The organism is Sphingomonas sp. Leaf32, from assembly GCF_001421765.1.
GTDB lineage: Bacteria > Pseudomonadota > Alphaproteobacteria > Sphingomonadales > Sphingomonadaceae > Sphingomonas.
In genome coordinates this window covers 104218-129980 of sequence record NZ_LMLA01000003.1, presented here as the reverse complement: position 1 = coordinate 129980, position 25763 = coordinate 104218, and the positions used below count along the sequence as shown (strand labels likewise).

General features: G+C 68.1%; 21 protein-coding genes. 11 read left to right on the top strand and 10 right to left on the bottom strand.

The window, feature by feature from the left end:
* Nucleotides 1–186 (bottom strand): hypothetical protein (locus ASE83_RS18910; RefSeq protein WP_235515975.1); only part of this gene is annotated, 186 nt, incomplete at its 3' end.
* Nucleotides 187–477: 291 nt separating this feature from the next.
* On the opposite strand from ASE83_RS18910, the gene ASE83_RS06685 reads away from it, so the two are divergent.
* The 3 genes from ASE83_RS06685 (at nucleotide 478) to ASE83_RS06675 (ending at nucleotide 4909) form a co-directional block, all read left to right on the top strand.
* Nucleotides 478–1563 carry a PLP-dependent cysteine synthase family protein gene (locus ASE83_RS06685; protein WP_055786219.1) on the top strand — a complete coding sequence of 362 codons (1086 nt, stop codon included), beginning with the start codon at nucleotides 478–480 and terminating at the stop codon, nucleotides 1561–1563.
* A complete protein-coding gene (locus ASE83_RS06680; RefSeq protein ID WP_268794967.1) occupies nucleotides 1560–2912 on the top strand; it encodes an L-serine ammonia-lyase in 1353 nt (450 codons plus the stop codon). The genes ASE83_RS06685 and ASE83_RS06680 overlap by 4 nt, the downstream gene beginning before the upstream one ends.
* Nucleotides 2913–2974: 62 nt before the next feature.
* A complete protein-coding gene (locus tag ASE83_RS06675; protein WP_235513115.1) occupies nucleotides 2975–4909 on the top strand; it encodes a M3 family metallopeptidase in 1935 nt (644 codons plus the stop codon).
* 301 nt (nucleotides 4910–5210) lie between these two features.
* Here the strand turns inward: ASE83_RS06675 and ASE83_RS06670 are convergent, their stop codons facing one another.
* Nucleotides 5211–5981, bottom strand: a complete 771-nt coding sequence (locus ASE83_RS06670) for a bifunctional transcriptional activator/DNA repair enzyme AdaA (protein WP_082443166.1) — start codon at nucleotides 5979–5981, stop codon at nucleotides 5211–5213.
* Nucleotides 5982–6093: 112 nt separating this feature from the next.
* Between ASE83_RS06670 and ogt the strand changes: the two genes are divergently transcribed.
* Nucleotides 6094–6609 (top strand): methylated-DNA--[protein]-cysteine S-methyltransferase, encoded by a 516-nt coding sequence (ogt, locus tag ASE83_RS06665; RefSeq protein WP_055787618.1) that lies wholly within the window; start codon nucleotides 6094–6096, stop codon nucleotides 6607–6609.
* 186 nt (nucleotides 6610–6795) lie between these two features.
* Here the strand turns inward: ogt and ASE83_RS06660 are convergent, their stop codons facing one another.
* Nucleotides 6796–8211, bottom strand: coding sequence for a mannitol dehydrogenase family protein (locus ASE83_RS06660; RefSeq protein WP_055786223.1), 1416 nt, complete (start codon nucleotides 8209–8211; stop codon nucleotides 6796–6798).
* Nucleotides 8208–9617 carry a glucuronate isomerase gene (uxaC, locus tag ASE83_RS06655; RefSeq protein ID WP_055786226.1) on the bottom strand — a complete coding sequence of 470 codons (1410 nt, stop codon included), beginning with the start codon at nucleotides 9615–9617 and terminating at the stop codon, nucleotides 8208–8210. The genes ASE83_RS06660 and uxaC overlap by 4 nt, the downstream gene beginning before the upstream one ends.
* 65 nt (nucleotides 9618–9682) lie before the next feature.
* Between uxaC and ASE83_RS06650 the strand changes: the two genes are divergently transcribed.
* Entirely contained in the window at nucleotides 9683–11176 is a 1494-nt protein-coding gene (locus ASE83_RS06650; RefSeq protein ID WP_055786229.1) for a UxaA family hydrolase, read from the top strand.
* Between the two features lie 123 nt (nucleotides 11177–11299).
* Here the strand turns inward: ASE83_RS06650 and ASE83_RS06645 are convergent, their stop codons facing one another.
* The 4 genes from ASE83_RS06645 to ASE83_RS06630 all read right to left on the bottom strand — a co-directional run bounded on the left by ASE83_RS06645 (nucleotide 11300) and on the right by ASE83_RS06630 (nucleotide 16298).
* Nucleotides 11300–11608, bottom strand: coding sequence for a YdeI/OmpD-associated family protein (locus ASE83_RS06645; RefSeq protein ID WP_055786232.1), 309 nt, complete (start codon nucleotides 11606–11608; stop codon nucleotides 11300–11302).
* The gene (locus ASE83_RS06640) at nucleotides 11605–12129 is read right to left on the bottom strand and encodes a gamma carbonic anhydrase family protein (RefSeq protein WP_055786235.1); all 525 of its coding nucleotides are present in this window, start codon (nucleotides 12127–12129) and stop codon (nucleotides 11605–11607) included. The genes ASE83_RS06645 and ASE83_RS06640 overlap by 4 nt, the downstream gene beginning before the upstream one ends.
* A 13-nt stretch (nucleotides 12130–12142) precedes the next feature.
* On the bottom strand, nucleotides 12143–13306 hold the full coding sequence (locus ASE83_RS06635) for a histidine-type phosphatase (protein ID WP_055786238.1): 1164 nt from the start codon (nucleotides 13304–13306) through the stop codon (nucleotides 12143–12145).
* Nucleotides 13307–13520: 214 nt separating this feature from the next.
* A complete protein-coding gene (locus ASE83_RS06630) occupies nucleotides 13521–16298 on the bottom strand; it encodes a TonB-dependent receptor (protein WP_055786241.1) in 2778 nt (925 codons plus the stop codon).
* A gap of 215 nt (nucleotides 16299–16513) precedes the next feature.
* Here ASE83_RS06630 and ASE83_RS06625 point away from each other — a divergent pair, with 215 nt between their 5' ends.
* Both ASE83_RS06625 and ASE83_RS06620 read left to right on the top strand, forming a co-directional pair.
* Nucleotides 16514–17269: a DeoR/GlpR family DNA-binding transcription regulator gene (locus ASE83_RS06625; RefSeq protein ID WP_055786244.1), complete on the top strand. Its 756-nt coding sequence runs from the start codon at nucleotides 16514–16516 to the stop codon at nucleotides 17267–17269.
* The gene (locus ASE83_RS06620) at nucleotides 17266–18081 is read left to right on the top strand and encodes an endonuclease/exonuclease/phosphatase family protein (RefSeq protein WP_055787621.1); all 816 of its coding nucleotides are present in this window, start codon (nucleotides 17266–17268) and stop codon (nucleotides 18079–18081) included. The genes ASE83_RS06625 and ASE83_RS06620 overlap by 4 nt, the downstream gene beginning before the upstream one ends.
* A gap of 180 nt (nucleotides 18082–18261) precedes the next feature.
* On the opposite strand, the gene glmS is transcribed toward ASE83_RS06620, so the two are convergent.
* Both glmS and glmU read right to left on the bottom strand, forming a co-directional pair.
* Complete coding sequence (gene glmS / locus ASE83_RS06615; protein WP_055786248.1) at nucleotides 18262–20085, bottom strand: glutamine--fructose-6-phosphate transaminase (isomerizing); 1824 nt, start codon at nucleotides 20083–20085, stop codon at nucleotides 18262–18264.
* A 31-nt stretch (nucleotides 20086–20116) separates the two neighbouring features.
* Nucleotides 20117–21475, bottom strand: coding sequence for a bifunctional UDP-N-acetylglucosamine diphosphorylase/glucosamine-1-phosphate N-acetyltransferase GlmU (gene glmU, locus ASE83_RS06610; RefSeq protein ID WP_055786250.1), 1359 nt, complete (start codon nucleotides 21473–21475; stop codon nucleotides 20117–20119).
* A 62-nt stretch (nucleotides 21476–21537) separates the two neighbouring features.
* Between glmU and ASE83_RS06605 the strand changes: the two genes are divergently transcribed.
* The 4 genes from ASE83_RS06605 (at nucleotide 21538) to wecC (ending at nucleotide 25608) form a co-directional block, all read left to right on the top strand.
* Nucleotides 21538–22212: an HAD-IA family hydrolase gene (locus ASE83_RS06605; RefSeq protein ID WP_055787624.1), complete on the top strand. Its 675-nt coding sequence runs from the start codon at nucleotides 21538–21540 to the stop codon at nucleotides 22210–22212.
* 26 nt (nucleotides 22213–22238) lie between these two features.
* On the top strand, nucleotides 22239–23024 hold the full coding sequence (locus ASE83_RS06600) for an SDR family NAD(P)-dependent oxidoreductase (RefSeq protein WP_055786253.1): 786 nt from the start codon (nucleotides 22239–22241) through the stop codon (nucleotides 23022–23024).
* A gap of 210 nt (nucleotides 23025–23234) precedes the next feature.
* Nucleotides 23235–24362, top strand: a complete 1128-nt coding sequence (gene wecB / locus ASE83_RS06595; protein ID WP_443024310.1) for a non-hydrolyzing UDP-N-acetylglucosamine 2-epimerase — start codon at nucleotides 23235–23237, stop codon at nucleotides 24360–24362.
* Nucleotides 24355–25608, top strand: coding sequence for a UDP-N-acetyl-D-mannosamine dehydrogenase (gene wecC, locus ASE83_RS06590; protein ID WP_082443165.1), 1254 nt, complete (start codon nucleotides 24355–24357; stop codon nucleotides 25606–25608). The genes wecB and wecC overlap by 8 nt, the downstream gene beginning before the upstream one ends.
* Nucleotides 25609–25763 lie beyond the last annotated feature (155 nt).

The window sequence follows — 25763 nt, the reverse complement described above, 5'->3', positions numbered from 1 at the left end:
GAGCCGACTTGACTTTAAACGATCCAATGACACCTTGAATGCCACTAACCGCAAGCCGCCGCCCACATGTCCCTTCATCTCATCAACAATTTCAAAGATCGCTCCTGCCTCGAACCTCTCGGTTGAAGCGCCAGCAAGCCGGCGATAGGAGGACCGGAACAGAGGCACTGACCAATCGATCAGCACCGCGTTCCGGCTAGAAAAAGAGCTACTCGCTATCCGCTTCTGCGGAGCGAGGCGACCGGCGGGAGAAGCGAAGAGCGTCTCGTCGTCCGGTGAAGCTGCTTATATGAGTGGGTTCAGAAGGCGTCAACAACGTTTTTGCAGTTTTTTCGGTTCCATGCCGTTTTCGCGTCTGGCGCGGCGTATCGGGCGCGTGACGAGCCTGTTCGGACACCTCCTTCCCCCCTCGCATCCTGCAGGCCATAAGGACGGACCCGCGTGCCACGCACGCATCCGTATGAAGGAAGGCTCGCCTTGTCCCCCGCCCCCGCTTCTACCCGCTCCGACGATCGCCACTGGACCCGTGAGGCGATCCGGCGACTGGAAGCGGACTTTTGCCGATCGGCGGACACGCACCTCATCCGGTTGGAGCTGCCGGCGACGCCGGGGATCACGCTCTACCTGAAGGACGAGTCGGTTCATCCCTCCGGCAGCCTGAAGCATCGTCTCGCGCGGTCGCTGATCCTCTACGGGCTGTGCAACGGCTGGATCGGGCGCGATACGGTATTGGTCGAAGCCACGAGTGGATCGACCGCCGTGTCGGAAGCCTATTTCGCCCGGCTGCTGGGCCTGCGCTTCGTCGCGGTCGTACCGCGCAGCATCGCCAGCGCAAAGATCGCCGCGATCCGTTTTCATGGGGGCGAGGTGCATTTCGTCGACGACCCGCGCGAGGTCTATGCCGCCGCGCAAGAGCTGGCCGAGGCGCATGGCGGCCACTATCTCGACCAGTTCACCTATGCCGAGCGCGCGACCGACTGGCGCGGCAACAACAACATCGCCGAATCGATCTTTGCGCAGCTGGCCAAGGAGGATCACCCGGAGCCGAGCTGGATCGTCTGCGGCGCGGGCACCGGCGGCACATCGGCGACGCTGGGCCGCTTCATCCGCTACGGCCGACATGGCACCCGCCTGTGCGTCGCCGATCCGCAGGGTTCGGTGTTCCATCGCCACTTCGCCGACCCGTCCGTCACCACGGTCGAGGGCGATTGTTCGGGGATCGAGGGGATCGGCCGTCCGCGCGTCGAGCCGTCGTTCGTCCCCAGCGTCATCGACCGGATGATCGCGGTGGACGACGCCGACAGCATCGGCGCGATGCGGGCGTTGAGCCACCGGCTCGGGCGGCCGGTCGGCGGATCGACCGGCACCAACATCGTCGCCTGCGCCACGCTGATCGCCGAGATGGCGGCGGTCGGGGCGGAAGGATCGGTCATCACGATCCTGTGCGATTCGGGGCTGCGCTACAGCGATACCTATTTCGACGATGCCTGGCTGGCGGCACGTGGGCTGGACTGGCGGCCGGCGGCAGAGCGGTATGCCGCGGTTCTGGGTGCGGCAGCGTGATACCGCTCAGCGTCACCGACCTGTTCACCATCGGCATCGGCCCGTCGAGTTCACACACGGTCGGGCCGATGCGCGCGGCCCATGCCTTTGCCATGATGCTGGCCGAGGATCGAATCGTCCCCGAGCGGGTCTATTGCGACCTCTATGGCTCGCTGTCGCTGACCGGAAGGGGCCATGCGACCGACATCGCCGTGCTGCTGGGTCTGTCGGGCGCAACGCCCGAAGGCGTCGATCCGGATGCGGTGGCCGGGATGGTCGAGGGCATCCGTGGCAGTCACACGCTCGATCTTGCCGGGACGACTCCGATCGCCTTCGATCCGGAACGCGACATCCTGTTCCATCCCGGTTTCCTGCCCGGCCATCCGAACGCCATGGCCTGCACCGCCGTGCTGGCCGATGGCAGCCGCATCACCCGCCGCTATTATTCGATCGGCGGCGGCGCGATACGTGCGGAGGGCGAGGCGCCGCCGCGCATCAACCTGACGCTGCCACACCCCTTTGCGACCGGCAACGACCTGCTGGCGCTATGCGCCGATACCCGCCAGTCGATCGCCGAGATCGTCGCCGCCAACGAGAGCGCGTGGCGACCGGAGGCGGAGACATTGGGCTTCCTCGACGCGGTGCGCGCGGCGATGCTGGGGTCGATCGACCGGGGCTGCGCCGGCACGGGCGAGCTGCCCGGCGGGCTGAAGGTGCAGCGCCGCGCACGGGCGATCCGCGAAAAGCTGCTGGAGCGCGGCCCCCGTACCGACCCCAGCGTCGTGTTCGAATGGGTCAGCCTGTGGGCGCTGGCGGTGAATGAGGAGAATGCGGCCGGCGGGCGCGTCGTCACCGCGCCGACCAACGGCGCGGCGGGCGTGATGCCCGCCGTCCTGAAATATTACGAAACCTTCGTCCATGGATCGACCCGCGCCGGCGCGCAGGCGCTGTTGATGACCGCCGCCGCCATCGGCTTTCTCTACAAGCAGAACGCGTCGATCTCGGCGGCTGAGATGGGATGCCAGGGCGAGGTCGGCGTCGCCTGTTCGATGGCCGCCGCCGGCCTGGCCGCAGCACTGGGGGCCAGCCCGGCACAGGTCGAGAATGCCGCCGAGATCGGCATGGAGCACAATCTCGGCCTCACCTGCGATCCCATCGGCGGGCTGGTGCAGATCCCGTGTATCGAGCGCAACACGATGGGCGCGATCAAGGCGATCAACGCCGCCTATCTGGCGCTGCACGGCGATGGTCGCCACATCGTCAGCCTCGACCAGGTCATCGAAACGATGCGCCAGACGGGCGAGGACATGAAGAGCCAGTATAAGGAAACCAGCCAGGGTGGCCTGGCGGTCAATGTCGTCGAATGTTGAAGGAACCCGGATTGTCTGCACTTCCCGATTTCGCCGCGATCACGCCTGATACGATCGCCCCGATGCTCGACGCCCTGCTGGCGGAGCGCGATGCGGCGGCCGAAACTGCCAAGGCCGCCGCGCCGGACTTCGCCGCCACCTGGCTGCCGGTCGAGCAGGCGGACGTCGCGCTTGACAATTTCTGGTCGGGCGTGTGGCACCTCCATGCCGTTGCCGACACGCCCGAACTGCGTGCCGCCCATGCGGCGGGACAGGCGGTGCTGACCGAACGGAGCATCGCCGCGCAGCAGGACCGCGCGATGTTCGACACGCTGCGCGCGCTGGCGGTGACGCCGGACTTCGCCGCGCTGGACGATGCCGACCGGGTCGCCGTCGAACGATCGATCCGCGACCGGACGCTGGCCGGGGTCGCGCTGGACGACGACGCCCGCGAGCGGTTCAAGGCGGTGGCGACCGAGCTGTCGGCACTCCAGACCGAATTCGCCAGCGCGGTGCTGGACGCGACCGATGCGTGGACGCTGCATGTCACGGACGAGGCGCGGCTCGCCGGGCTGTCGGAGGCCGACCGGGCGATGATGGCCGCCGCCGCCGAGGCGCGCGGGCTGACCGGATGGGTCGTGACGCTGCAGCAGCCGAGCGTCGTGGCGGTGCTGACCTTTGCCGAGGATCGCGACCTACGGGCCGACGCGTACCGCGCCTATGGCACCCGCGCGTCGGATCAGGGGCCGGATGCCGGCCGGTTCGACAATGGCCCGCGCATCCGCCGCATCCTCGACCTGCGGCACGAAGCCGCCCGGCTGCTGGGCTTTCCCGATCCGGTCGCCCGCTCGCTCAGCACCAAGATGGCGCCGGACGTGGGCGAGGTGCTGGCGTTCCTGCGCGATCTGGCCAACCGGGCGCGGCCCCATGCCGAGGCGGAGATCGCCGAACTACGCGCCTTCGCCGCCGATCATCTCGGGATCGACGACCTTCAGCCCTGGGATGTCGGCTTCGTCGGCGACCGGCTCAAGCGCCATGCCCATGCGATCGACCAGTCGGTCATCAAGGCCTATTTCCCGGTCGACCGGGTGCTCGGCGGATGGCGCGGGCTGCTGGGGCAATTGTTCGGGCTGACGCTGACCGAGCGGACGGACGTGCCGACCTGGCATCCCGATGCCCGCTATTATGACGTGGGCGACGACACCGGGGTGTTCGCGGGCCTCTATCTCGACCTCCACGCGCGGCCGGGCAAGAAGGGCGGCGCGTGGATGGCCCCTGCCCGGCCCTATCTGAAGGATGCCGGCCTGCCGGTCGCGTACATGGTCTGCAACTTCGCGCCGACCGGCGGGGATACGCCGCTGCTGAGCCATGACGACGTGACGACGTTGCTGCACGAAACGGGGCATTGCCTCCACCACCTGTTCACCCGCGTGCCGCGCCCGGACATTGCCGGTACGACAGGGTTCGAATGGGACGCGATCGAACTGCCCAGCCAGTTGATGGAGGATTTCGCGTGGGAGCCGTCGGTGCTGGCGGCGATGTCGGGCCATGTCGACACCGGCGAGCCGCTGCCGCGCGACCTGTTCGAGCGGATGCTGGCGGCGCGGCGGTTCCAGTCGGGCATGTTCCTGGTCCGGCAGATCGAGTTCGCGATGTTCGACCTGCTGCTGCATCTGGGCACCCACGGCGACGATCCGATGGCGGTGATCGAGGCGGTGCGAGACGAGGTGGCGGTAGTGCGGCCGCCTGTATGGCACCGCTTTCCCCACGCGTTCGCGCATATCTTCGCCGGGGGCTATGCGGCAGGGTATTACAGCTATCTGTGGGCGGAGTTGCTGGCGGCGGACGGCTTCGCCGCGTTCGCCGAAGCGGGGACGGTGGACCGGGCGACCGGCGACCGGCTGCGCGAGACGGTGCTGTCGCAAGGCGCGGTGCGGCCGGCAATCGACCTGTTCCGGGCGTTCCGGGGGCGCGACCCCGACCCGGCGGCAATGCTGGCGCGGCACGGGCTGGCCTGATCGCTCCAAAGTTCACGAAGTTCACACTTGCCGCAGTTTGTCGCGCAGTTTGACTTTAGGGGTTCGCGCGGAGACGCGGAGACGCGGAGGAATTGCGTTCGGGGCAAGCGGTGCGCGATCGGGAGACCCTTTTCCCGGTGGCAACGACCACGAGGCCGCTGACGCGGGGAACGGCGCGTCTGGATGCAACCCCTCCGCGTCTCCGCGCCTCCGCGCGAACCCATTTCTTCTGCCTTGACGACCAGCGATGCGAAAGACCGTTCGCCATCCTGACCGCTCGCCCGCATGTAGGAAAGGCGTTTCAGCTACCGGCGAACACCGCGCGCTTCGCCGCCGCGATCGCGCGGCCGAGCGCCGGAAGCGGGACGTCGCGCAGGGTGATCCGCAGCGTCCGGTTCCGGCCCGGCGTCACCTCGGCATGGCCTTCGCGCAAGGTCACCTGCACCGTGCCGGCGGGTACGAAGTCAGGGCGATGGGCGATGGTGACGGCGATCGGCGCGTCGGGGTCCGCCGCCCCGCCGTCGCGACGCAGGGCCGAGGGCGCACGGCCGAAGGCCGTCTGGAACGCTTCGTTGAAGCGCCGCACGCTGCCATAGCCGGCGGCGAAGGCGATGTCGGTCAGCGGCAGGCGGGTGTCGTGGACCAGATGCTTGGCGAGGTGGAGCCGCCGCGTCGCCTCGATCGCCAGCGGGGTCAGGCCCAGATGCTCGACGAACAGCCGTCGCAGATGCCGGTCGCTCATCCCCAGCCGGTCGGCTAGGTCGGCGACGCTCCCCTCCGCCAGCGCGCCGTCGTCGATCAGCCGCAGCGCACGGTGGATCGAGGCGAGCGTGCCGGCCCAGGCCGGGCTGTCGGGCGCGGTTTCCGGGCGACAGCGCAGGCAGGGGCGATAGCCCGCCGCCTGCGCCGCCGCCGCGCTCGCGTAGAAGCTGACATTGCCGCGCTCCGGCGTGCGCGCCGGGCAGACCGGGCGGCAATAGATGCGCGTGGTGCGCACCGCCGTGAAGAACAGCCCGTCCATCGCCGGGTCGCGCCGTCCGATCGCGGCATAGCATTGGTCGGGATCGAGCATGGGGGCGAATGTAGCCGGGCGACGGCGGGCGACCAGCGGAAATCGGACATGGCCGTGGCGCGATGTCCGATTTCCGCTGGCGGCCTTGCCCGGCCGGCGGCAGGTTGCGGCCATGATCCAGTTGCTCCTTTCCGAAACCTTGCCCGGTCCGCTTGGCGCGATCACGATCCTGACCGACGCGGCGGGCGTGCTGCGCGCGCTGGAGTTCGAGGACCATCACGACCGGATGGAGCGGCTGTTGCGACTGCATTATCCGCATGGGTGGCGGATCGAGCCTGCCCCCGGCGGAAGCGGGGCGATGCAGGCGCTGGCGGCCTATTTCGCGGGTGACCTGTCGGCGATCGACACGCTGCCGACCGCGACCGGCGGCACCGGTTTCCAGCGCGCGGTGTGGGCCGCGCTGCGCGACGTGCCGGCGGGGCGGACGGTCGCCTATGCCGACATCGCTGCCGCGATCGACCGGCCGAGCGCGATGCGGGCAGTGGGCATGGCAAACGGATCGAACCCGATCGCCATCGTCGTGCCGTGCCACCGGATCATCGGCCGGTCGGGTCTGCTGACCGGCTATGCCGGCGGGCTGGCGCGCAAGCAGTGGCTGCTGGCGCATGAGGGGGCGGTGCTGGTGTGACGCGATCGGGTTAGCGGAAGAGATTTTCACGCGGAGGCGCGGAAACGCGGAGGGGGTGCTTCCCGGGCAACGTCACCCCGCGCCAGCGGCCTCCCTACCGGTTGCAACGTCGGATTCCGTCTCCCGATCGCGGAGGTGTTCGCCCGAGGCGCAACCCCTCCGCGTCTCCGCGCCAACCCCTCTTCCTTACTGCAACGCCGCAGCCAAATCCTCGCCCGGCGCCAATGCCGCATAGGCCCGCTCCACCGCAGCGACGAACACCGCGTCCTGCCCCAGATCGCCGAACACGTCGCGCATCGCCAGCAGCGCGCCCACATCCCCTGCCCGCGACAGCAGCGCGTCGGCGCGCGGGTCGATCAGCGCTTCGCCGCTACCTTTACGCAGTTCGAGGAAGCGGAACCATGCCGCGATCGGTACCGCCAGCCGGTCGACCGGACGTCCGCCCGCGCGCGCGTCGCGGATCGTGTCGCACAGGCGATAGGGCAGCTTCTGCGAACCGTCCCACGCGATCTGCGCCAGCTGGTGCGCGATGGCAGGGTTGGCGAAGCGCGCGAGCACGTCGGCGATATAGGCCGACAGGTCCATTTCGGCGGGTGGCACGATCGACGGCGCGATGTCGTCGCGCATCAACCGTTCGGCGAAGGCGGCGAGCGGGGCACAAGCCATCGCGTCGCGCACCGTCGCCAGTCCCATCAGCAACCCGATATAGGCCAGCGTCGAATGCGCGCCGTTGAGCAGGCGGAGCTTCGCATTCTCGAACCCGCGCACGTCGCGGGTGAACTGCGCGCCGGCGAGGTCGAAGGGCGGACGGTCGCCGGCGAAGTCGTCCTCGATCACCCACTGCGTAAAGGCTTCGCGCTGGATCGGCCATGCGTCTTCGAGACCGGTGGCGGCGCGGACCGATGCCCGCAGCGCATCGTCGGTCGCGGGGGTGATCGAATCGACCATGGTCGACGGGAAGCGGACGTGATCGTCGATCCATGCCGCCAGATCGGGATCGCGCGCGGCGGCGAGGTCGCGGATCGAGCGGCGGAAGCGCTGACCATTGTCGGCCAGATTATCGCAGGACATGAGCGTGATCGCGCCCCCGCCCGCCGCCCGGCGCGCGGCGAGACCGGCCACCAGCCAGCCCGACAGCGTCGACGGCTCGGCTCCGGTCAGTTCGCGGACGATCGCGGGATGCTCCATGTCGAGCGCCCCGGTGGCGTCGAGATGATAGCCCTTTTCGGTCACGGTCGTGGACACGATCCGCGTGGTCGGCGCGGCAATGCGCGACAGGATCGCATCGCGGCGGCTGGCAGTCAGCAGCTCGACGATCGACCCAATGACGCGGTGCCGCGTCTCCGCCCCCAGCAACGCCAGCGTGTAGAGACCGTCCTGCGGCCGCAGCGCATCGGCGACGCCGGTCGAGTTGAGCGCGACCGCGCTGATCGCGAAGCGCGGATCGGTGCCGAGGATGCCGTCGACATAGGCGGCCTGATGCGCGCGGTGGAACGCGCCGGGGCCGATATGGACGATGCCGGGCGTCAGCGCGGTCCGGTCATAGTCGGGACGGGCGACGGTGGCGGGCAGGTCGGCGAGCGTGGCATCGGACAGCCTCACAGCTTGTACGCCCGCTTGACGAGGCCATAGGTCAGGTCGTGGGCGACGATGTGCGCCTCCTCCTCCTCCAACCGATGTTCGGCGACCAGCCGGGCGAGGAAGGCGCAATCGACGCGGCGGGCGACGTCGTGGCGCGCCGGGATCGACAGGAAGGCGCGGGTGTCGTCGTTGAAACCGACGGTGTTGTAGAAGCCCGCCGTCTCGGTCGTCGCCTCGCGGAAGCGGCGCATCCCCTCCGGACTGTCGTGGAACCACCATGCCGGCCCCAGTTTCAGGCACGGATAATGGCCGGCCAGCGGCGCCAGTTCGCGGGCATAGGTCGATTCGTCGAGCGTGAAGAGGATGGTCGTCAGGTCGGTCGCGGTGCCGACGACATCAAGCATCGGCTTCAGGGCCGCGACATAATCGGTACGGGTCGGGATATCGGCACCCTTGTCGCGGCCATAGGCGTCGAACAGCCCGCGATTATGGTTGCGGAACGAGCCGGGATGAATCTGCATCACCAGCCCGTCCTCGATCGACATCCGCGCCATCTCGGTCAGCATCTGCGCGCGGAACAGCTCGGCATCGGTCGCGTCGGCCGTGCCGGCGATGACCTTGGCGAACAGCGCCTCGGCTTCGACCCGCGACAGGTTGGCGGTGCGGGCGGTCGGGTGGCCATGGTCGGTCGAGGTCGCGCCCGCCGCGATGAAGTCCTGCCGTCGCCTGGCGTGAGCGCGCAGATAGCCGCTCCAGTCATGGACGTCCTCACCGGTCAGTTCGGCGAATTTGGCGAGCGCCGGGTGGAAGGCTTCGTGCTCGCAATCGATCACCGCGTCGGGGCGATAGGCGGTGACGACGCGCCCGCCCCAGCCGCTCGCCCGGATCGCGCGGTGATGGTCGAGCGGATCGTCCGCGCCCTCGGTCGTCGCCAGCAGTTCGATCCCGAACCGGTCGAACAGCGCGCGGGGGCGATAGGCATCGGTCGCGAGCAATTCGCCGATCCGGTCGTAATAGTCATCGGCATTGGCGGCGGTCAGCGCCTCCTCGAACCCGAACACCGCGCCGAACACATGGTCGAGCCACAGCCGCGACGGGGTGCCGCGGAACAGATGCTGGTTCGCCGCGAACATCCCCCACGCCTTGCGCGGGTCGGCGGCGACCGTCCCGTCGCGACGCGGCACCGCCAGATCGTCGAGCGCGATCCCCTGGCTGTACAACATGCGGAACAGATAATGGTCGGGCGACAGCAACAGCTCGGTCGCGTTGGTCCAGGGACGGTCGGTCGCGAACCATGAAGGGTCGGTATGACCGTGCGGGCTGATGATCGGCAAGTCGCGGACGGCGGCATAGAGGCTGCGGGCGATGCCGCGCGTGGTCGGATCTACGGGCAACAGGCGGTCGGGATTGAGCAGCAGCGCGGGCATCACAGTCTCCTTGGCGCCACCGATGCGACATTGTGCCAGCGCTGGCAACGGTCTATTTGACAGGAATGGCTGACCAGATTCCCGCCCGCGCCGTCCGGGTCGATCGCGACGACGACGTCGCCCTGCTGCTCGATCCCGTCGAGACGGGGGGTGTAGTACGCTTCGACGGCGAGACGGTGGTGGCGCAAAGCGACGTGCCGAAGGGGCACAAGATCGCGGTACGGGCCGTGGCGCAGGGTACGCCGGTGCGGCGCTACCGCGCGGCGTTCGGGGTCGCGACGGCGGACATCGCGGCGGGCGCGCATGTCCATGTCCATAATGTTCGGACCGGACTGTCGGGCGAGGACGCCTATCGCTACGCTCCCGCCCTGCCCACGGCACCCGCATTCCGCGCGAAACCGGGCTTTGCCGGCTATGTCCGTGCCGATGGCAGCGTGGCGACGCGCAACGAAATCTGGGTGCTGCCGACGGTCGGCTGCGTCGGGCGGCTGGGCGAACGGATCGCCGCACAGGCGGCCCCGCGCCATGCCGGGCGGGTCGACGGGGTCCATGCGTTCAACCACCCGTTCGGCTGTTCGCAGCTGGGTGACGACCTGAACCGCACGGGGGCGATCCTCGCGGCGCTGGCGCGCAATCCCAATGCGGGCGGGGTCGTGCTGTTGGGCCTCGGCTGCGAATCGAACCAGCTGGACGCGATGCTGGTGCGGTTGCCGGCGGACGTCCTCGCCCGCGTGCGAACGGTGCGGGCGCAGGCCAGCGCCGACGAATTTGCCGAGGCGATGGCGGCGGTCGATGAGCTTGCCGAAGCGGCGGAGGCAAAGCGTCAGGCCGTGCCGCTGGCGGCGCTACGGCTGGGCGTGAAGTGCGGCGGGTCGGATTCGATGTCGGGCCTGACCGCCAATCCGCTGATCGGGCGGATGACCGACCGGGTGACGGCGGCGGGCGGCACGGTGCTGATGACCGAAATCCCCGAAATCTTCGGCGCGGAACGGTTGCTGATGGCGCGCTGTACCGACGAAGCGGTGTTCGACCGGCTGGTCGAGGTGACCAACCGCTTCAAACGCTATTTCCTCGACCATGGCGAGCCGGTGTCGGAGAATCCCAGCCCCGGGAATATCGCGGGCGGGATTACCACGCTGGAGGAAAAATCGCTGGGCGCGGTGCAGAAGGGTGGCGTCGCGATCGTGACCGACGTGCTCGACTATGGCGAACCGGTGCGGACCGCCGGGCTCTCGGTGGTCGATGGCCCCGGCAACGACGCGGTGTCGACCACCGCGCTGGCGGCGGCGGGGGCGACGCTGACGCTGTTTTCGACCGGTCGCGGCACGCCGCTGGGATCACCGGTGCCGACGATGAAGATCGCCACCAACCGCGACCTCGCGACGCGCAAGGGCGGGTGGATCGACTTCGACGCCAGCGTCGCGCTCGACGACGGGCAGGAAGCGGCCGCGGATGCGCTGCTGGCGCGGATCGTGGCGGTGGCGTCGGGGGAGCCTGCGCGGAATGAGGTGAACGAGGAGCGGGCGATCGGGATCTGGAAGTCGGGGGTTACGCTGTAGGGCGATATATCGGCGAGCAACGTCGCCCCAGCGAAGGCTGGGGCCTCCTGCGGCTCCTGTCCCGCGCCATAACCGGGAGATCCCAGCCTTCGCTGGGATGACGCTTGGGGCAAGCGGGATGAATCAGCGTCCAGCCTTGCGGTCGATCAGCACCGCCTGTTGCCAGCGACCGGGCGGCTTGTCGGGACGGTGGATGCAGCCCGGCCAACAGCAGGGGCGCTTCTTGCCTTCGACCAGTTCCTCGACGGTCCGGCGGATGCGGCGCTGACGGGTCGTCGCCTGCTTCGCGTCCTCGATCCAGCACAGGAACTCGTTGCGACCGAGCGGAGTGAGCCTTTCCCAGAGCGGGGCCAGTACCCCGTCGGCGGTGAGCGCGGTTGCCAGATCGTCGGGGACGTCGTGGACCGTGCCCGGGGAGAGTGGTGCGGTCATGCGAGCGGCCGCAAGTCGACACGATACCGCTTCGCCTTCTCGACATACACCGCCGCCGACATCCTTAGCCCGGCGAGCTGTTCGTCGCTTAGCGTCCTGACCGCCCGTGCCGGCGCGCCGACGATCAGGCTCCTGGGCGGAAAAATCTTGCCCTCGGTCACCAGCGCGCTGGCGCCGACCACGCAATCCTCGGCGATCACCGCGTGGTTCAGCACCGTCGCGCCCATGCCGATCAGCACCCGGTCGCCGATGGTGCAGCCATGCAGCACCGCGCGGTGACCGATGGTGCAATCATCGCCCAGCGTCAGCGGCGCGCCCGGATCGCTGTGCAGGACCGCGCCGTCCTGTACGTTGCTACGCGCGCCGATCACGATCGCGCCATTGTCGGCGCGGACCACCGCCCCGAACCAGACGCTGGCCCCCGCCCCCAGCCGAACCGCGCCGATCAGGTCGGCGGACGGCGCGACCCAACTGTCGGGGGCGAGATCGGGGACGGCATCGGCAAGGGCGTAGATCGGCATGATGCCGAGGCTATCACCCCGTAACGACGGGGGCGAGTTTCGCGCGCAACAATTTGTCGAACCGGTCCAGCGGGCAACGCTTCGCACAGCCGGGGATCCCGATCGGACGATCGACGACGGTCGCCGCTCCGGTACGGATCGCGTCCAGCGGCTGCACGCGGTAGGACAGCGTGACATAGGGTCCGCGCGCGTCCCGCCTGCGGGTCAGCACTAGCGCGCCCCCCGGTGCCGCGTCGTTCAGCGCGAAACCGGGTGCGACGAGGTCGACGCCCAGCGCGGCGGCCAGCGCGGTGACGTTGGTGTCGTGCCCGACCAGCACCTCCAGACTCGGACCGGTGGGCGCGGTCAGGGTGCGCAGCATATGGTCGCCGACCGGTCCCGCCTGATGCGCGGCCATATAGGGCGAGCGGGTGAACACGTCGAACAGCGCGGCGTGGAGCGCGCCCAGCCGGCGGATCGTCGCCGCATCGGCGCGGCCGAAGCCGACATCGGCCATCGGCATCCCTTCGGCATATTGCAGCAGGATCACCTGCGCGGTGCCGGAGGTCGAGCGGATCGGACCGGTGAACTCGACCCCGCGTCCGTCGGCCGAGGGTTTCAGCGTCGCCGGTCCCGGTGTCGAACACCCCGAGGGCAGGCCGCAGCCCAGCACCCGGTCGAGCTCGCGGATCGTGGCGGCATGGCGCGCGGTCAGCGCGTCGACGCCGCCGGTATAGGCGGTGATCGCCGCCACCGCCCGGTCCGCGTCGAACGCGGTCGCGCCGGCGCGCAGCGGTTCGAACAACGGATCGGTCTTGCCCGCCGGATTGTGATCGACGGGGATGCTGCAACCCGGCGCCAGCGCATCGGCATAGGCGCGGCCGGTGGCGATGGTGCGTTCGGGCGTGTTGGTGTGGATGCGGACGCTGCCCGGCGCGGGGCAACCGGTGGTGCCGATCCAGCGGCGGTCGTGGCGAGCAAGGTTCGCGATCGCCTTCGCGCCGTGCGGGGTGAGAACTTCGGGGGCTACCGGCCATGCCGGCCACTGGCCGTCGACCTTGGTGTCGAGCGGCGCCTCCCCCGTGATCGGTGCGCGGACGCCGTGCCGCATCAGCATCACGACCCGCTCCACCCGGTCCTGCGCGGCGGCGGGCAGCGGGGTCAGCAGCGTGGCGGCAAGGAGCAGGGTCAGGCGCATGGTCGGTCGTCCTTCGAGTGGAGCGTTCGGAAACATGGTCGTACCCCGGCAAAGACCGGGGTCCAGTCGGGAAGGCTTTTCGTCCAGTTACGGACCTTCCCCAACTGGACCCCGGCCTCCGCCGGGGTACGATACAAGTCTACGCGCGATCATGACGTTCGCGTCGAATATCGGGAGGCGGGGCGGCGACCTCGGTCACCACCCCGCCCTGCGCTTACATCTTCATCGTCAGGCTGAACTGGAACACGCGACCGGTCTTGAGATAGCCGCCGTTGCGATCGTTCGAGATATACTTCTCGCTCTTGCCGACCGTCGCCCAATAGGTGTGCTGGTCGAGCAGGTTGCGGGCCGACACGCCGATTTCGAGGTTGTCGGTGACTTCATATGCCGCACCGAAGTTCAGTTCGCCGACCGGCTGGACATAGATGTCGGGCTGGCTGTCCTGCACCGCGGCCAGGAACTTGCCGGTATAGTTGTACCACAGGTTCGAACGGAACCCGCCGCCGGCATAGAAGACCTCGGCATTGTAGATCAGGTCCGGGGCCTGGGGCAGCGTGCTGGTGCGGGTGGTGCGCACGCCGTTTACCGGGATGATGTAGGTCGCCTCGGTCTTCTGGTAGGTGACGTTGCCGCCCACGCCGAAATTGCCGAGGAAGCTGCTGTCGACCATGTCGCCGACGGTGAAGCGGCCCGATGCCTCGACCCCCTTCGCCGTACCGCCGCCGCCGTTGATCGGACGGATGAAGGTCGTCCTGCCGACCGTCTCGCTGCCGCTGCGCGATGCGGTGCTGACGATGAAGTTGCTCATGTCCTTGTAATAGGCGGCGAGCTGCACATAGCGGCCGACGCCCATCTGGTAATCGACGCCTGCGTCATAGCTCCATGCCTGCACCGGCTTCAGGTCCGGGTTCGGCTGGGTGATGGTGACGGTGCCGTCGCTGGCCGGTTCGCTGATCCGGGTCGGACCGGCGAGCAGGTCGAAGGCGGGACGCGCATAGCTGGAGCGCACCGCGCCGCGCACGGTCAGGTTGCCGTTGGGCTTCCATGCCGCCAGCAGGCTGGGGTCGACATGGTCGTAATCGCGCCCGGCGTTGATGAAACGGGCACCGTTCACGTCGCTCAGATAGAAGCGTGCGCGGAAGCCGTTATCCTCGTAGCGGATACCCGGCATCACTTCGAGCGTGCCCAGCTTGATCGTCGCGGTGCCGTACAGTGCCTTGCGGGTTTCGTTGCCGCTCGACAGGCCCTGGTTCAGCGTCGCCTGCGACACCGGAATCAGCGGCACGAAATCGCGGACCTGCGCGTCGAGCTGCGCGCGCGACAGCACCTTGATCGGGCGGGCGGGATAGTAATCGAGGAAGTCCTTGAGGACATAGCCCAGATACTGGTTGATCGACGGCCCCTGCACCGTGCCGTTCTGCAGCGGCGTCAGGAAGCGGTAGCGGGTATTGTCGGGCGCCAGGCTACGGCCCGACCGGTCGGCATCCTCGTACAGTCCGCCGACCTCGACCGACAGGAAGCTTTCGCTGTCCCAGCCGATGCTGCCCTTCAGCGTCTTCTTGGTTTCCGACAGATAGTCATAGCCGCGCTGGACATAGAGCTGGGTCGGCCGGTCGAGCGACGAGACATAGGCGATCGCACCGTTCGACAGGACCGGGCGCGGCGACTTCGGGTTCGACAGGTCGACGTTCACGCCCTCGGTCGCGGCACCGGTGTTGGTCGTGGTGCCGTTATACGCGATGCCGCGATACGCTGCCTCGATCCGGGTCGGCTGGTCGAAGCGACCATCGGCATAGGCGCCCTGCAGCGCGGCGGTGAAGCCGTTCCAGTGCGCCTTCGCGCCGAGCTGCGCCGAGAACAGTTCCTGTTCGATATCCTCGGTACGGAAATAGCTCGCCGGGTTGATGCCGAGCGGGGTGTAGACGCCCGCCGCGTTGTACGCCCCGCCATTGGGGTTCGTCTGGCCGCGCGTCAGTTCGTTGCGCAGCGCGGTCTGGTTCATCGTGTTGGTGTTGAGGTACGTCGCGTAGTTGACGCGGGCGAACAGGTCGAGCGCGTCGCTGCGGAAGTCGAACGCACCGGTCGCGCCATAGCGCTTGATCTTGTTGTTGTAGAAGTTCCACTGCACGCCGTCGGCGGTCAGCGCGTTGGGATTGGCGCGCGAATTGCCGCTGTTGGCGCGGGTCGGCTTGTAATCGTTCTGGACAGCGGTGGATTCGGCGGCGTTGCCGCGTTCCTCCAGATAGCCCGCGACATAGATGCCGAACTGGTTGTCGCTGCCGAAGCGACGCGCGGCGTCGAGGCCGATCGCCCCGCCGAACGCTTCCTGTTCGCGGTCGAGCGCGAGGCCGGCGACCTGGCCCAGCACGCGGGCGCGGGTGAAGCTCTGCGCGAAATCGAACGCGGTGGGGGTGCGCAGGTCGACGATGCCGGCGATGCTGTCGGCATCCTTGGCCGCGCCCGGCGTCTTGTCGGTCACGATCCCGCCGATCGCGAACGGCGAGAAGAGGTTGAGCGAGATCGCGCGGTTGTTGCCCGAGGTCTGCGGCAGGCGCAGGCCGTCGAGGGTGTATGCGTTGTAGCTGGTATCGAAGCCGCGGATCGTCACGAACTGCGCTTCGCCGGTCGCGCTCTGGTTACGGCCCTGGTCGCGGCTGACCGAGACGCCGGGCAGCATCTTGGCGAGGTCGGCGATGCTGGTCTGCGAATGGATCGCGACGTCGCCGGTGGTCACGATGTCGATCGTGGCGATCGCCTGCTGTTCCTCGTTCAGCGCGGTGCGCTGGCGCCGGCCGTTGACCACAATGTCGTCGGTCAGCGATTCGCTGGCGGTCTGCTGCGCGTCGTCGGCGGCGACGGGCACGGCGGTCGCATCCTGCGCAAAGGCGGCGGCGGGAAACAGCGCGCCCAGAGTCAGCGCGGCGATGCCGCTGGACAGGACGAGAGCATGGATGCGCCGCCGGCGTGCCGGCAGCGTCGGGATCGACGACATGGATATTCCCCCACGAAGATATTTGGATCGACTGCGGGGTTGTTCCCCGTTGCCGCGCCGGTATGTGAATAATATGTATATTTTATGACGGTTGACAACTGCAATAATCGTTTTGTGATGATTATCCCCGTATTGGACCGATTTTTTGATGATTTGATGTTGATATGACCACGTTTCGCTTGTGTCTTCGGTCACGCGCGATATGCCGTACGCCCATGATGAAGCGCCGCGATCGCCGCCAGGAAATCCTCGACCTGCTCGGACAGGGAGAGCCGCTGGGTATCCACATGCTGGCCGATACGCTGGCGGTGTCGGACGAGACGGTGCGCCGTGAGCTGCGGCTGCTGGAAGCGGACGGGCTGATCGAGCGCATCCATGGCGGCGCTCGGCTGTCCAAGTCGGTCGAGGAAGGCCCGTTCGAGGCACGGCTGCACCGCAATGCCGCCGCCAAGCAGCGCATCGCCGCCGCCGTGGCGCAGACGGTCGCGGACGGGGAATCGCTGTACCTCGACGCCAGTTCGACCGCGTTCCACATCGCGCAGGCGCTGAAAGGGAAGCGCGACCTGACGATCGTCACCAACGCGCTGGGGGTCGCGGCGGAACTGGGCGGGCGCCATGGCAACCGGCTGTATCTGGCCGGGGGCGAGCTGGACGAGCGGTATCGCGCCTTTTTCGACGCGACGGCGCGGGCGTATCTGGCGCAGTTCCGGCCGGGCGTGGCGATCGTGTCGACCGAGTCGGTGTCGCCCGACGCCGGCTTCACCGACTATCATGTCGGCGAGGGCGAGTTGTGCCGCCAGATGATCGCGCAGTCGCGGCGGGTGACGATGGCGGTCGATGCGTCGAAGTTCGACCGGGCAAGCATCGTCGCGGTGGCCGCCTTTGCCGATATCGACCGGATCGTGACCGATCGCGCGATCGACCCGACCTATGCCGTGGCCGGCGCGGGCGTCGAATGGATCGCAGCATGATCCGCCTGCTCCTGTCCGTGCTGGTACTGATCGCCGCATGGCCCGCCGCCGCCCGCGACCTGCGGGTGATGACCTTCAACGTGCGCTATCCCAATCCCGACGACGGCCCGAACCGGTGGGAAGCGCGGGCACCGATCCTGATCGACACGATCCGCGCCGCCGATCCCGATGTGGTCGGGACGCAGGAACTGTACCAGCGCCAAGGCGACGCGATCGTGCGCGCGCTGCCGCACTGGCGCTGGTTCGGGCGTGACCGGCGGGGCGCCCATGCCGACGAGCATATGGGCATCCTGTATCGCACCGACCGGCTGCGGCTGATCCGGCATGGCGATTTCTGGCTGTCGGACACACCCGACCGGGTGGGCAGCGCCAGTTGGGGCGTCGACCTGCCGCGCATGGTCAATTGGGGCGAGTTCGCCCAGGCGGACGGCAGGCGCTTCGTGCTGTTCGACACCCATTTCCCACACCGTGACGCCGATGCCGTGGCGCGGACCAGAGCAGCGGACGTGCTGATCGCCCGGATGCGGCGCATCGCCGGTCGGCTGCCGGTGGTGGTGACCGGCGACATGAACGCCCAGCCCGACAGCGCGGCCTATCGCGTGTTCGTCCGGACACTCGACGATGCGTGGCAGCACGCACGCAAGCGGTCGGGACCGGTGCTGACCTTCCACGACTTCACCGGCACGCCCGACCGGCGGATCGACTATGTGTTCGTGCGCGGGTTCCATGCCGTATCGGCACGGGTAGCGACCGACCATCGCGGGGCCCGCTATCCGTCCGATCATTTCCCGGTGGTGGTGAATTTGCGGTAGCGGTTTCGGCGCAGCCTCGGCCCGGCGCAGACCGGGTAGGCGCATGAACCTCCCCGGCACGGGGAGGGGACCGCCGCAACGCGGTGGCGGAGGGGGATCGCCTCGCAACGCAACCGCGCCGTATGCGGACACCCCCCTCCACCAGCTTCGCTGGTCCCCCTCCCCGTACCGGGGAGGAATCTATTCCACCGTCACCGACTTCGCGAGATTGCGCGGCTGGTCGACATCCGTCCCCTTCGCCACCGCGACATGGTAGGCCAGCAGCTGCACCGGCACCGCATAGACGATCGGTGCGATCAGCGGGTGGACCTTGGGCATGGTGATGGTGGCGATGCAGTTCTCGCCCGCCGCCTGGATGCCGTCATAGTCGGAGATCAGCACGACCTTGCCGCCGCGCGCCTGTACCTCCTGCATGTTGCTGACAGTCTTGTCGAACAGCGGCCCCGACGGGGCGATGACGATCACCGGCACATGTTCGTCGATCAGCGCGATCGGCCCGTGCTTCATCTCGCCGGCGGCATAGCCCTCGGCATGGATATAGCTGATTTCCTTGAGCTTGAGCGCCCCTTCCAGCGCCAGCGGATAGTCGGTGCCGCGCCCCAGATACAGCACGTCACGCGCCGCCGCGATGACGCCGGCCATCGATTCGATCGCCTCGTCATAAGCCAGCGCGCCGTTGATCGACGCCGGCGCCTCGGCCAGATGGCGGACGATGCTGCGCTCTTCGGCTTCGGACAACCGCCCCTTGGCCTTGGCGAGATTGGCGGCGAGCGCGGCGAGGACCGCAAGCTGGCAGGTGAACGCCTTGGTCGAGGCGACGCCGATCTCTGGCCCGGCATGGGTCGGCAGCAGCAGGTCGGCCTCGCGCGCCATGGTGCTGGTCGGCACGTTGACGACGACGGCGATCGTCTGCCCCTCGCCCTTGGCATGGCGCAGGGCGGCGAGCGTGTCGGCGGTTTCGCCCGACTGGCTGATGAACAGGGCCAGGCCGCCCTCCTCCATCACCGGCGCGCGGTAGCGGAACTCGGATGCGACATCGAGGTCGACCGGCACCCTTGCGAATTGTTCGAACCAGTATTTGGCGACCATCCCAGCATAGAAGCTGGTGCCGCAGGCGACGATGGTCACCCGCTTGATGCCCGACAGGTCGAAATCGGGGATCGGCAGCGTCACCTTGCCCTCGAACCGTTGCAGGTACGAGCGCAGCGTCTGGGCGACGACGATCGGCTGCTCGTAGATTTCCTTCTGCATGAAGTGGCGGTGATTGCCCTTGTCGATCAGCGCGCCGGTGACGCCCGACAGCGTGACCGGACGGTCGACCGGATTATTGTCGCGATCGAAGATGTCGGTGCCGTCGCGGCGGCAGACGACCCAGTCGCCCTCCTCCAGATAGGCGATGCGCTGGGTCAGCGGCGCCAGCGCCAGCGCGTCAGAGCCGAGATACACCTCGCCCTCGCCATAACCCACGACCAGCGGCGAACCGAGCCGCGCGCCGATCAACAGGTCGTCATGCTGGCGGAACAGGATGGCGAGCGCGAAGGCGCCGTGTAGGCGCGGCAGGATCGCCTGCACCGCTTGCGTGGGCGACTTTCCGGCCTCGACCTGTTCGCTGACCAGATGGGCGACGACCTCGGTATCGGTCTCGCTGGTGAACACCCGGCCGCGCGCGGTCAGTTCCTCGCGCAGCGGCTTGAAGTTCTCGATGATGCCGTTGTGGACGACGGCGACTTCATCGGTCGCGTGCGGGTGGGCGTTGTCGGTGGTCGGGCCGCCATGCGTCGCCCAGCGGGTATGGGCGATGCCGATATGGCCGGGCAGCGGATGCTCGCCCAGTTCGGCAGCGAGGTTCTTGAGCTTGCCCGACGCGCGGCGACGCTCGATCGCGCCGCCTTCGACCGTGGCGATGCCCGCCGAGTCATAGCCGCGATATTCGAGGCGCTTCAGCCCATCGAGCAAGCGGTCGGCCACGCTTTCGGTGCCGATAATGCCAACAATTCCACACATATCCGTCTCTCCGGCGGGAAGGCCCGCTTGCTTATTTCCTGGCGGCCTTTGCAGCCGATTGCTTGTGGCGGAAACGCTGTGCCCAACCGGGCTGATCGACCCGATCCGCCCGGACCAGCGCCAGCGCGTCGGCATCGACATCGCGGGTGACGACCGAACCGGCGGCGACCAACGCGCCCTCGCCGATCCTGACCGGTGCGACCAAAGCGCTGTTCGACCCGATGAACGCGCCCGCGCCGATCTCGGTGCGGTATTTGAAGAAGCCGTCATAATTGCAGGTGATCGTGCCCGCGCCGATATTGACGTTCGCACCGACGGTCGCGTCACCCAGATAGGTCAGGTGATTGGCCTTCGCCCCTGTGCCCAGCGTCGTGTTCTTCACCTCGACGAAATTGCCGACGCGGCTACCCTCACCCAGCACCGCACCGGGGCGCAGGCGGGCATAGGGGCCGACATCCGCCTTCGTCGCCACGGTCGCGCCCTCCAGATGGCTGAAGGCGTGGATCGTGACGTTATCGGCGATGGTCACGCCGGGGCCGAACACGACGTTCGGTTCGATCGTCACATCGCGGCCGAGTTGTGTGTCGTGCGCGAAGAACACGGTTTCGGGCGCGACCAGCGTGACGCCATCGGCCATCGCCTGCTGCCGGCGCTTGCCCTGCCACGCGCTTTCCACCGCCGCCAATTCGGCGCGGCTGTTGATGCCAGCCACTTCGTCGGCCGCCGTCTCGATCACCACCGCGCCGCGCCCGTCGGCGATGGCGAGCATCACGATATCCGGCAGGTAATATTCGCCGGCGGCATTGTCATTGCCGACCCGCTCCAGCAGCGCCCACAGATCGGCCGAGCGCACCGCGGTCACGCCGCTGTTGCACAGGTCGACCGCGCGTTCGTCCGCCGAGGCGTCCTTATACTCGACCATCTTGGCGATGTTACCGGCATCGTTGGCGATGATCCGGCCATAGGCAGCAGCATCGGCGGGGCGGAAGCCCAGCACCGCGACCGCTGGCGCGTCCGCTTCGTCCAGTCGCGCGGTCAGCCGGGCGACGGTATCGGCCGACAGCAGCGGGGTATCGCCGAAACAGACCAGCACGATGCCGTCATGGTCGGCCAGCGTTTCCTTCGCCTGCAACGCGGCGTGCGCGGTGCCCAGCTGCTCGCGCTGCCACGCGATCTCCACGCAGCGCCCGGCGACCGCCTTTTCCACCTGTTCGCCGACCGCGCCGACGATCACCACCCGGCGGGTGACGTTCGCGGCGGACAGGCTGTCGAGCAGATGGAACAGCATCGGCTGCCCCGCCAGCGGGTGCAGCACCTTGTGCTTGCTGGACTTCATGCGGGTGCCCTGCCCGGCGGCGAGGATCACGGCGGCGATCGGTTGTGCGCTCATGGGGGCCGTCTGTGGCACACGACCCTTGCCAATTCCATATCGCCCGCGCCAATGCGGCGATGATGACAAAGATTTCATTCGATATCGTCGGCTTCGATCTCGACGGCACCTTTATCGACACCAGCGGCGACCTGACCGATGCGGTGAACCATGCGCTGCGCGATGCGGGCCGGCCGCTGCTGAGGCGCGAACAGGTCATCCCGATGATCGGCGGCGGCGCGAAGCACATGCTGCGCCAGGGGATGCAGGCGACCGGCGGCTGCGAAGAGGCGGAGCTGACCCGTCTCCACCGCCTGCTGCTCGATTATTACGAGGCGCATATCGCGGTCCATTCGCGGCCGTTTCCAGGGGCGATGGTGGCGCTCGATCAACTTGATGCGATGGGCGTGACGGTCGCGATCGTCACCAACAAGCTGGAAGGGCTGGCGCTGCGGCTGCTGGACGAACTCGACCTCACCCGCCGCTTCGCCTGCGTCATCGGCGGCGACACGCTGGGGCCGGGCAAGTCGAAGCCGAACCGCGCGCCGATCGACGCGATGATCGAACGCTGCGGCGGCGGGCGCGCGGCGTTTGTCGGTGATTCGCATTTCGACATCGACGCCGCGAAGAATGCCGGCATCCCAAACATCGCCTGCTCGTTCGGATTCCTGATGCAGCCGGTCGCCGAATTGGGAGCCGATGCGGTGATCGATCATTTCGACGAGCTTATCCCGACGCTGGTGCGTTTGTCGGCCTGAACTGTCCCTATCGCCAAGGAATTGCCATGTCCCGCCCCGTCGCCCTCATCACCGGCGCTTCGTCCGGTATCGGTCTCAGCTTCGCGCATCACCTGGCGCGTACCGGCCATGACCTCGTCATCGTCGCCCGGCGCGAGGACCGGCTGCGCGACCTCGCCGAACAGCTGTCCGCCGAACACGGTATCGACATCGAGGTAATCGCCGCCGACCTCGCCGACCCGGACGATCTCGATGTGGTCGAGGAACGGCTGGAGGCGGGCGAGCCGATCGCCCTGTTCGTCAATAATGCCGGCTTCGCCGCGATCGGCAAGGTCGGTGAAGGCGACCGGGACGACATGACCGACATGCTGCTCTTGAACGTCGTGGCGTTCAGCCGGCTGGCCGATGCGGCGATGGCCGGCATGAAGCGTAACGGGCAAGGCACGATCATCAATATCGGGTCGGGCACGCTGTTCACCAAGATGCCGACCTATGCCGGCTATGGCGCGACCAAGGCCTATGTCGCCTATTATACCCGCGTGATGCAGGCCGAGACGAAGGACGGCAACATCCGCGTCCAGCTGCTGATCCCCGGAGTCACCGCGACCGATTTCCACCATGTCGCGGGCAAGAGCGTTGACGACTTCCCGCCCGAGCGGGTGATGGAGCCGGACGATCTGGTCGTCGCCTCGCTGCGCGGGCTGGAGCTGGGCGAGGCGGTCTGCATCCCGTCGCTGCCCGATGTTGCGGACTGGGAAGCGCTGGAGGCAGCCGAGGCGAAGATCGCGCCGAACGCGTCGCGGGACAAGGTGGCGGAGCGGTATCACGGATGAGTTCCTCCCCGGCACGGGGAGGGGGACCGCCGCGAAGCGGTGGTGGAGGGGGATGGCGACGCAACGCAACCGGTCCGTACGCGGACACCCCCCTCCACCAGCTTCGCTGGTTCCCCTCCCCGTGCCGGGGAGTATTTGCACGCCCACCAATTATTAAGCTCCCGCGGCTAATTCCGGCGTGGTAGCGGCCAGTTCCGGTCGCGGGGGCGTATGATGGGCAAGCAGGTGCAGCGGATACTGGTCGTCTTCGGCACGCGGCCCGAGGCGATCAAGCTGTTTCCGCTGATCCATGCGCTCCGCGCCCACCCCGGCTTCGACACCCGCGTCGTCGTCACCGCGCAGCACCGCGAGATGCTGGATCAGGTGATGGAGTTCGCCGGGATCGTGCCCGACATCGACCTGAACATCATGACCGCCGGCCAGTCGCTGGACGGCCTGACCGCTCGATTGCTCCACGCGCTGGGACCGGTGTTCGACGCGGAGCAGCCCGATCGCGTCATCGTGCAGGGCGACACCGCCACCGCGATGGTCGCAGCCCTTGCCGCCTATTACCGCAAGGTGCCGGTCGCGCATGTCGAGGCGGGCCTGCGCAGCCACGACATCTATCATCCCTGGCCCGAAGAGGTGAACCGCAAGATCGTCGGCAGCATCGCCGACCTGCACTTCGCGCCGACCGAGACCGCCGCCGACGCGCTGCTGGCCGAAAACGTACCGGCCGAGCGCGTGCTGGTGACCGGCAACACCGTGATCGACGCGCTGCACATGGCGCGCGAGCGGATCGCCGCCGAGCCGCAGCGGACACAGGCACTCGATGCGCTGGCGGAGCGCTTCGCCGGCAAGCACATCGTGCTGGTGACGACCCACCGGCGCGAGAATTTCGGCGGCGGCATGGAGAATATCGCCCGCGCCATCGCCCGTATCGCCGAACGCGAAAAGGTTGGCGTGATCTTTCCGGTCCATCCCAATCCGCAGGTGCGCTCCGTCATGGACGCGATTCTCGGCGACAATCCCCGCGTGGCGATGATCGCCCCGCAGGATTATCCGCATTTCGTCCGCCTGCTCGACCTCTGCCACCTCGTCCTGACCGATTCGGGCGGGGTGCAGGAGGAAGCGCCGGGTCTGGGCAAGCCGGTGCTGGTGATGCGCGAGACGACCGAGCGTCCCGAGGGCGTGATGGCCGGCACCGCGAAGCTGATCGGATCGGACGAGGACCGCATCGTCGCCGAGGTCGCGACGCTGCTCGACGACCCCGCCGCCTATGCCGCGATGGCAAAGGCGCACAACCCCTTCGGAGACGGCCATGCGTCCGCCCGCATCGTGGAGACCCTCTATGCTTGAACAGCGCATCGCCGCCGCCGACACCTATGACGTCTGCGTCGTCGGGCTGGGCTATATCGGCCTGCCGACCGCCGCCGTCGTCGCCCGGTCGGGCGCGCGGGTCATCGGCATCGACGTCAGCCAGCATGTCGTCGACACGGTGGCGCGCGGCGACATCCATATCGAGGAGGCCGATCTCGATACGCTGGTGCGCGACGTCGTGCTGCTCGGTCGCCTGACCACTGCGACGACCCCTGCCCCGTCCAATATCTTCGTCATCGCGGTACCGACGCCGTTCGGGCCGGGCCATGTGCCGGACCTCAGCTATGTCCTGAACGCCACCCGCGCCATTGCGCCGGTGCTGGCCAAGGGCAATACGGTGATCCTCGAATCGACTTCGCCGGTCGGGACCACCGAACAGATTCGCGACCTGCTGGCGGAGCTGCGCCCCGACCTCGCCCTGCCCGGCGTGTCGGACACGCCCGACATCGCCGTCGCCTATTGCCCGGAGCGGGTGCTGCCCGGTCGGATCATCCTCGAACTCGTGTCGAACGAACGCTCGATCGGCGGGATCACGCCGGCGTGCGCGGAGGCCGCCTGCGGCTTCTATCGCCGCTTCGTGGAGGGCGCCTGCACCGTCACCACCGCGCGGACGGCGGAAATGGTCAAGCTGGTGGAGAATACCAGCCGCGACGTCGCCATCGCCTTCGCCAACGAATTGTCGATCGTGTGCGACAAGATGGACCTGAATGTCTGGGACGTGATCGAGCTGGCCAACCGCCATCCGCGCGTCAACATCCTGAAGCCGGGTCCGGGCGTCGGCGGGCACTGCATCGCGGTCGATCCGTGGTTCATCGTCGATGCCGCGCCCGAACAGACGCCGCTGATCCGCACCGCGCGCGAGGTGAACGACGGCAAGGTCGACCATGTCGTCACCCGCGCCGCCGCAATGCTCGACGCGTCGCCGGATGCGCGCGCGTCGCTGCTGGGGCTGGCGTTCAAGGCCGACATCGACGACCTGCGCGAAAGCCCGGCGGTGAAGGTCGCCCAGGCACTGATCGCCCGCTACGGCGACCGGATCGATCTGGTCGAGCCGTTCGTCACCGCCCTCCCCCGGTCGCTCGACGGCGGGCGGCTGGTGTCGCTCGACGAAGGGCTGTCGAACGACATCCTCGTCGTGCTGGTCGACCATAGCGTGTTCAAGACGGTGCCGGTCGAGGCGCGCGCCGACAAGCAACTGTACGATACGCGGGGGATGTGGCGGTAAGAAGATAGGGGTTCGCGCGGAGACGCGGAGGGGTTGCGCTTGGCGCGACGTCCCCCGCGCCAGCGGCTTCAGCACTCGGCCGCAGCGGGAATGACGTCTTCCGTTCGCGAAGGTCCCGCCCGGTGCGCACCCTCTCCGCGTCTCCGCGCCTCCGC

Bases quoted from the DNA above. Each gene is read 5' to 3' on its own strand.
- ASE83_RS06675 (WP_235513115.1), top strand. From the start codon at position 2,975: ATGCTCGACGCCCTGCTGGCGGAGCGCGATGCGGCGGCCGAAACTGCC.
- ASE83_RS06670 (WP_082443166.1), bottom strand. From the start codon at position 5,981: ATGCTCGATCCCGACCAATGCTATGCCGCGATCGGACGGCGCGACCCG.
- ogt (WP_055787618.1), top strand. From the start codon at position 6,094: ATGATCCAGTTGCTCCTTTCCGAAACCTTGCCCGGTCCGCTTGGCGCG.
- uxaC (WP_055786226.1), bottom strand. From the start codon at position 9,617: ATGCCCGCGCTGCTGCTCAATCCCGACCGCCTGTTGCCCGTAGATCCG.
- ASE83_RS06650 (WP_055786229.1), top strand. From the start codon at position 9,683: ATGGCTGACCAGATTCCCGCCCGCGCCGTCCGGGTCGATCGCGACGAC.
- ASE83_RS06645 (WP_055786232.1), bottom strand. From the start codon at position 11,608: ATGACCGCACCACTCTCCCCGGGCACGGTCCACGACGTCCCCGACGAT.
- ASE83_RS06640 (WP_055786235.1), bottom strand. From the start codon at position 12,129: ATGCCGATCTACGCCCTTGCCGATGCCGTCCCCGATCTCGCCCCCGAC.
- ASE83_RS06635 (WP_055786238.1), bottom strand. From the start codon at position 13,306: ATGCGCCTGACCCTGCTCCTTGCCGCCACGCTGCTGACCCCGCTGCCC.
- ASE83_RS06630 (WP_055786241.1), bottom strand. From the start codon at position 16,298: ATGTCGTCGATCCCGACGCTGCCGGCACGCCGGCGGCGCATCCATGCT.
- ASE83_RS06625 (WP_055786244.1), top strand. From the start codon at position 16,514: ATGATGAAGCGCCGCGATCGCCGCCAGGAAATCCTCGACCTGCTCGGA.
- ASE83_RS06620 (WP_055787621.1), top strand. From the start codon at position 17,266: ATGATCCGCCTGCTCCTGTCCGTGCTGGTACTGATCGCCGCATGGCCC.
- glmS (WP_055786248.1), bottom strand. From the start codon at position 20,085: ATGTGTGGAATTGTTGGCATTATCGGCACCGAAAGCGTGGCCGACCGC.
- glmU (WP_055786250.1), bottom strand. From the start codon at position 21,475: ATGAGCGCACAACCGATCGCCGCCGTGATCCTCGCCGCCGGGCAGGGC.
- ASE83_RS06605 (WP_055787624.1), top strand. From the start codon at position 21,538: ATGACAAAGATTTCATTCGATATCGTCGGCTTCGATCTCGACGGCACC.
- ASE83_RS06600 (WP_055786253.1), top strand. From the start codon at position 22,239: ATGTCCCGCCCCGTCGCCCTCATCACCGGCGCTTCGTCCGGTATCGGT.
- wecB (WP_443024310.1), top strand. From the start codon at position 23,235: ATGATGGGCAAGCAGGTGCAGCGGATACTGGTCGTCTTCGGCACGCGG.
- wecC (WP_082443165.1), top strand. From the start codon at position 24,355: ATGCTTGAACAGCGCATCGCCGCCGCCGACACCTATGACGTCTGCGTC.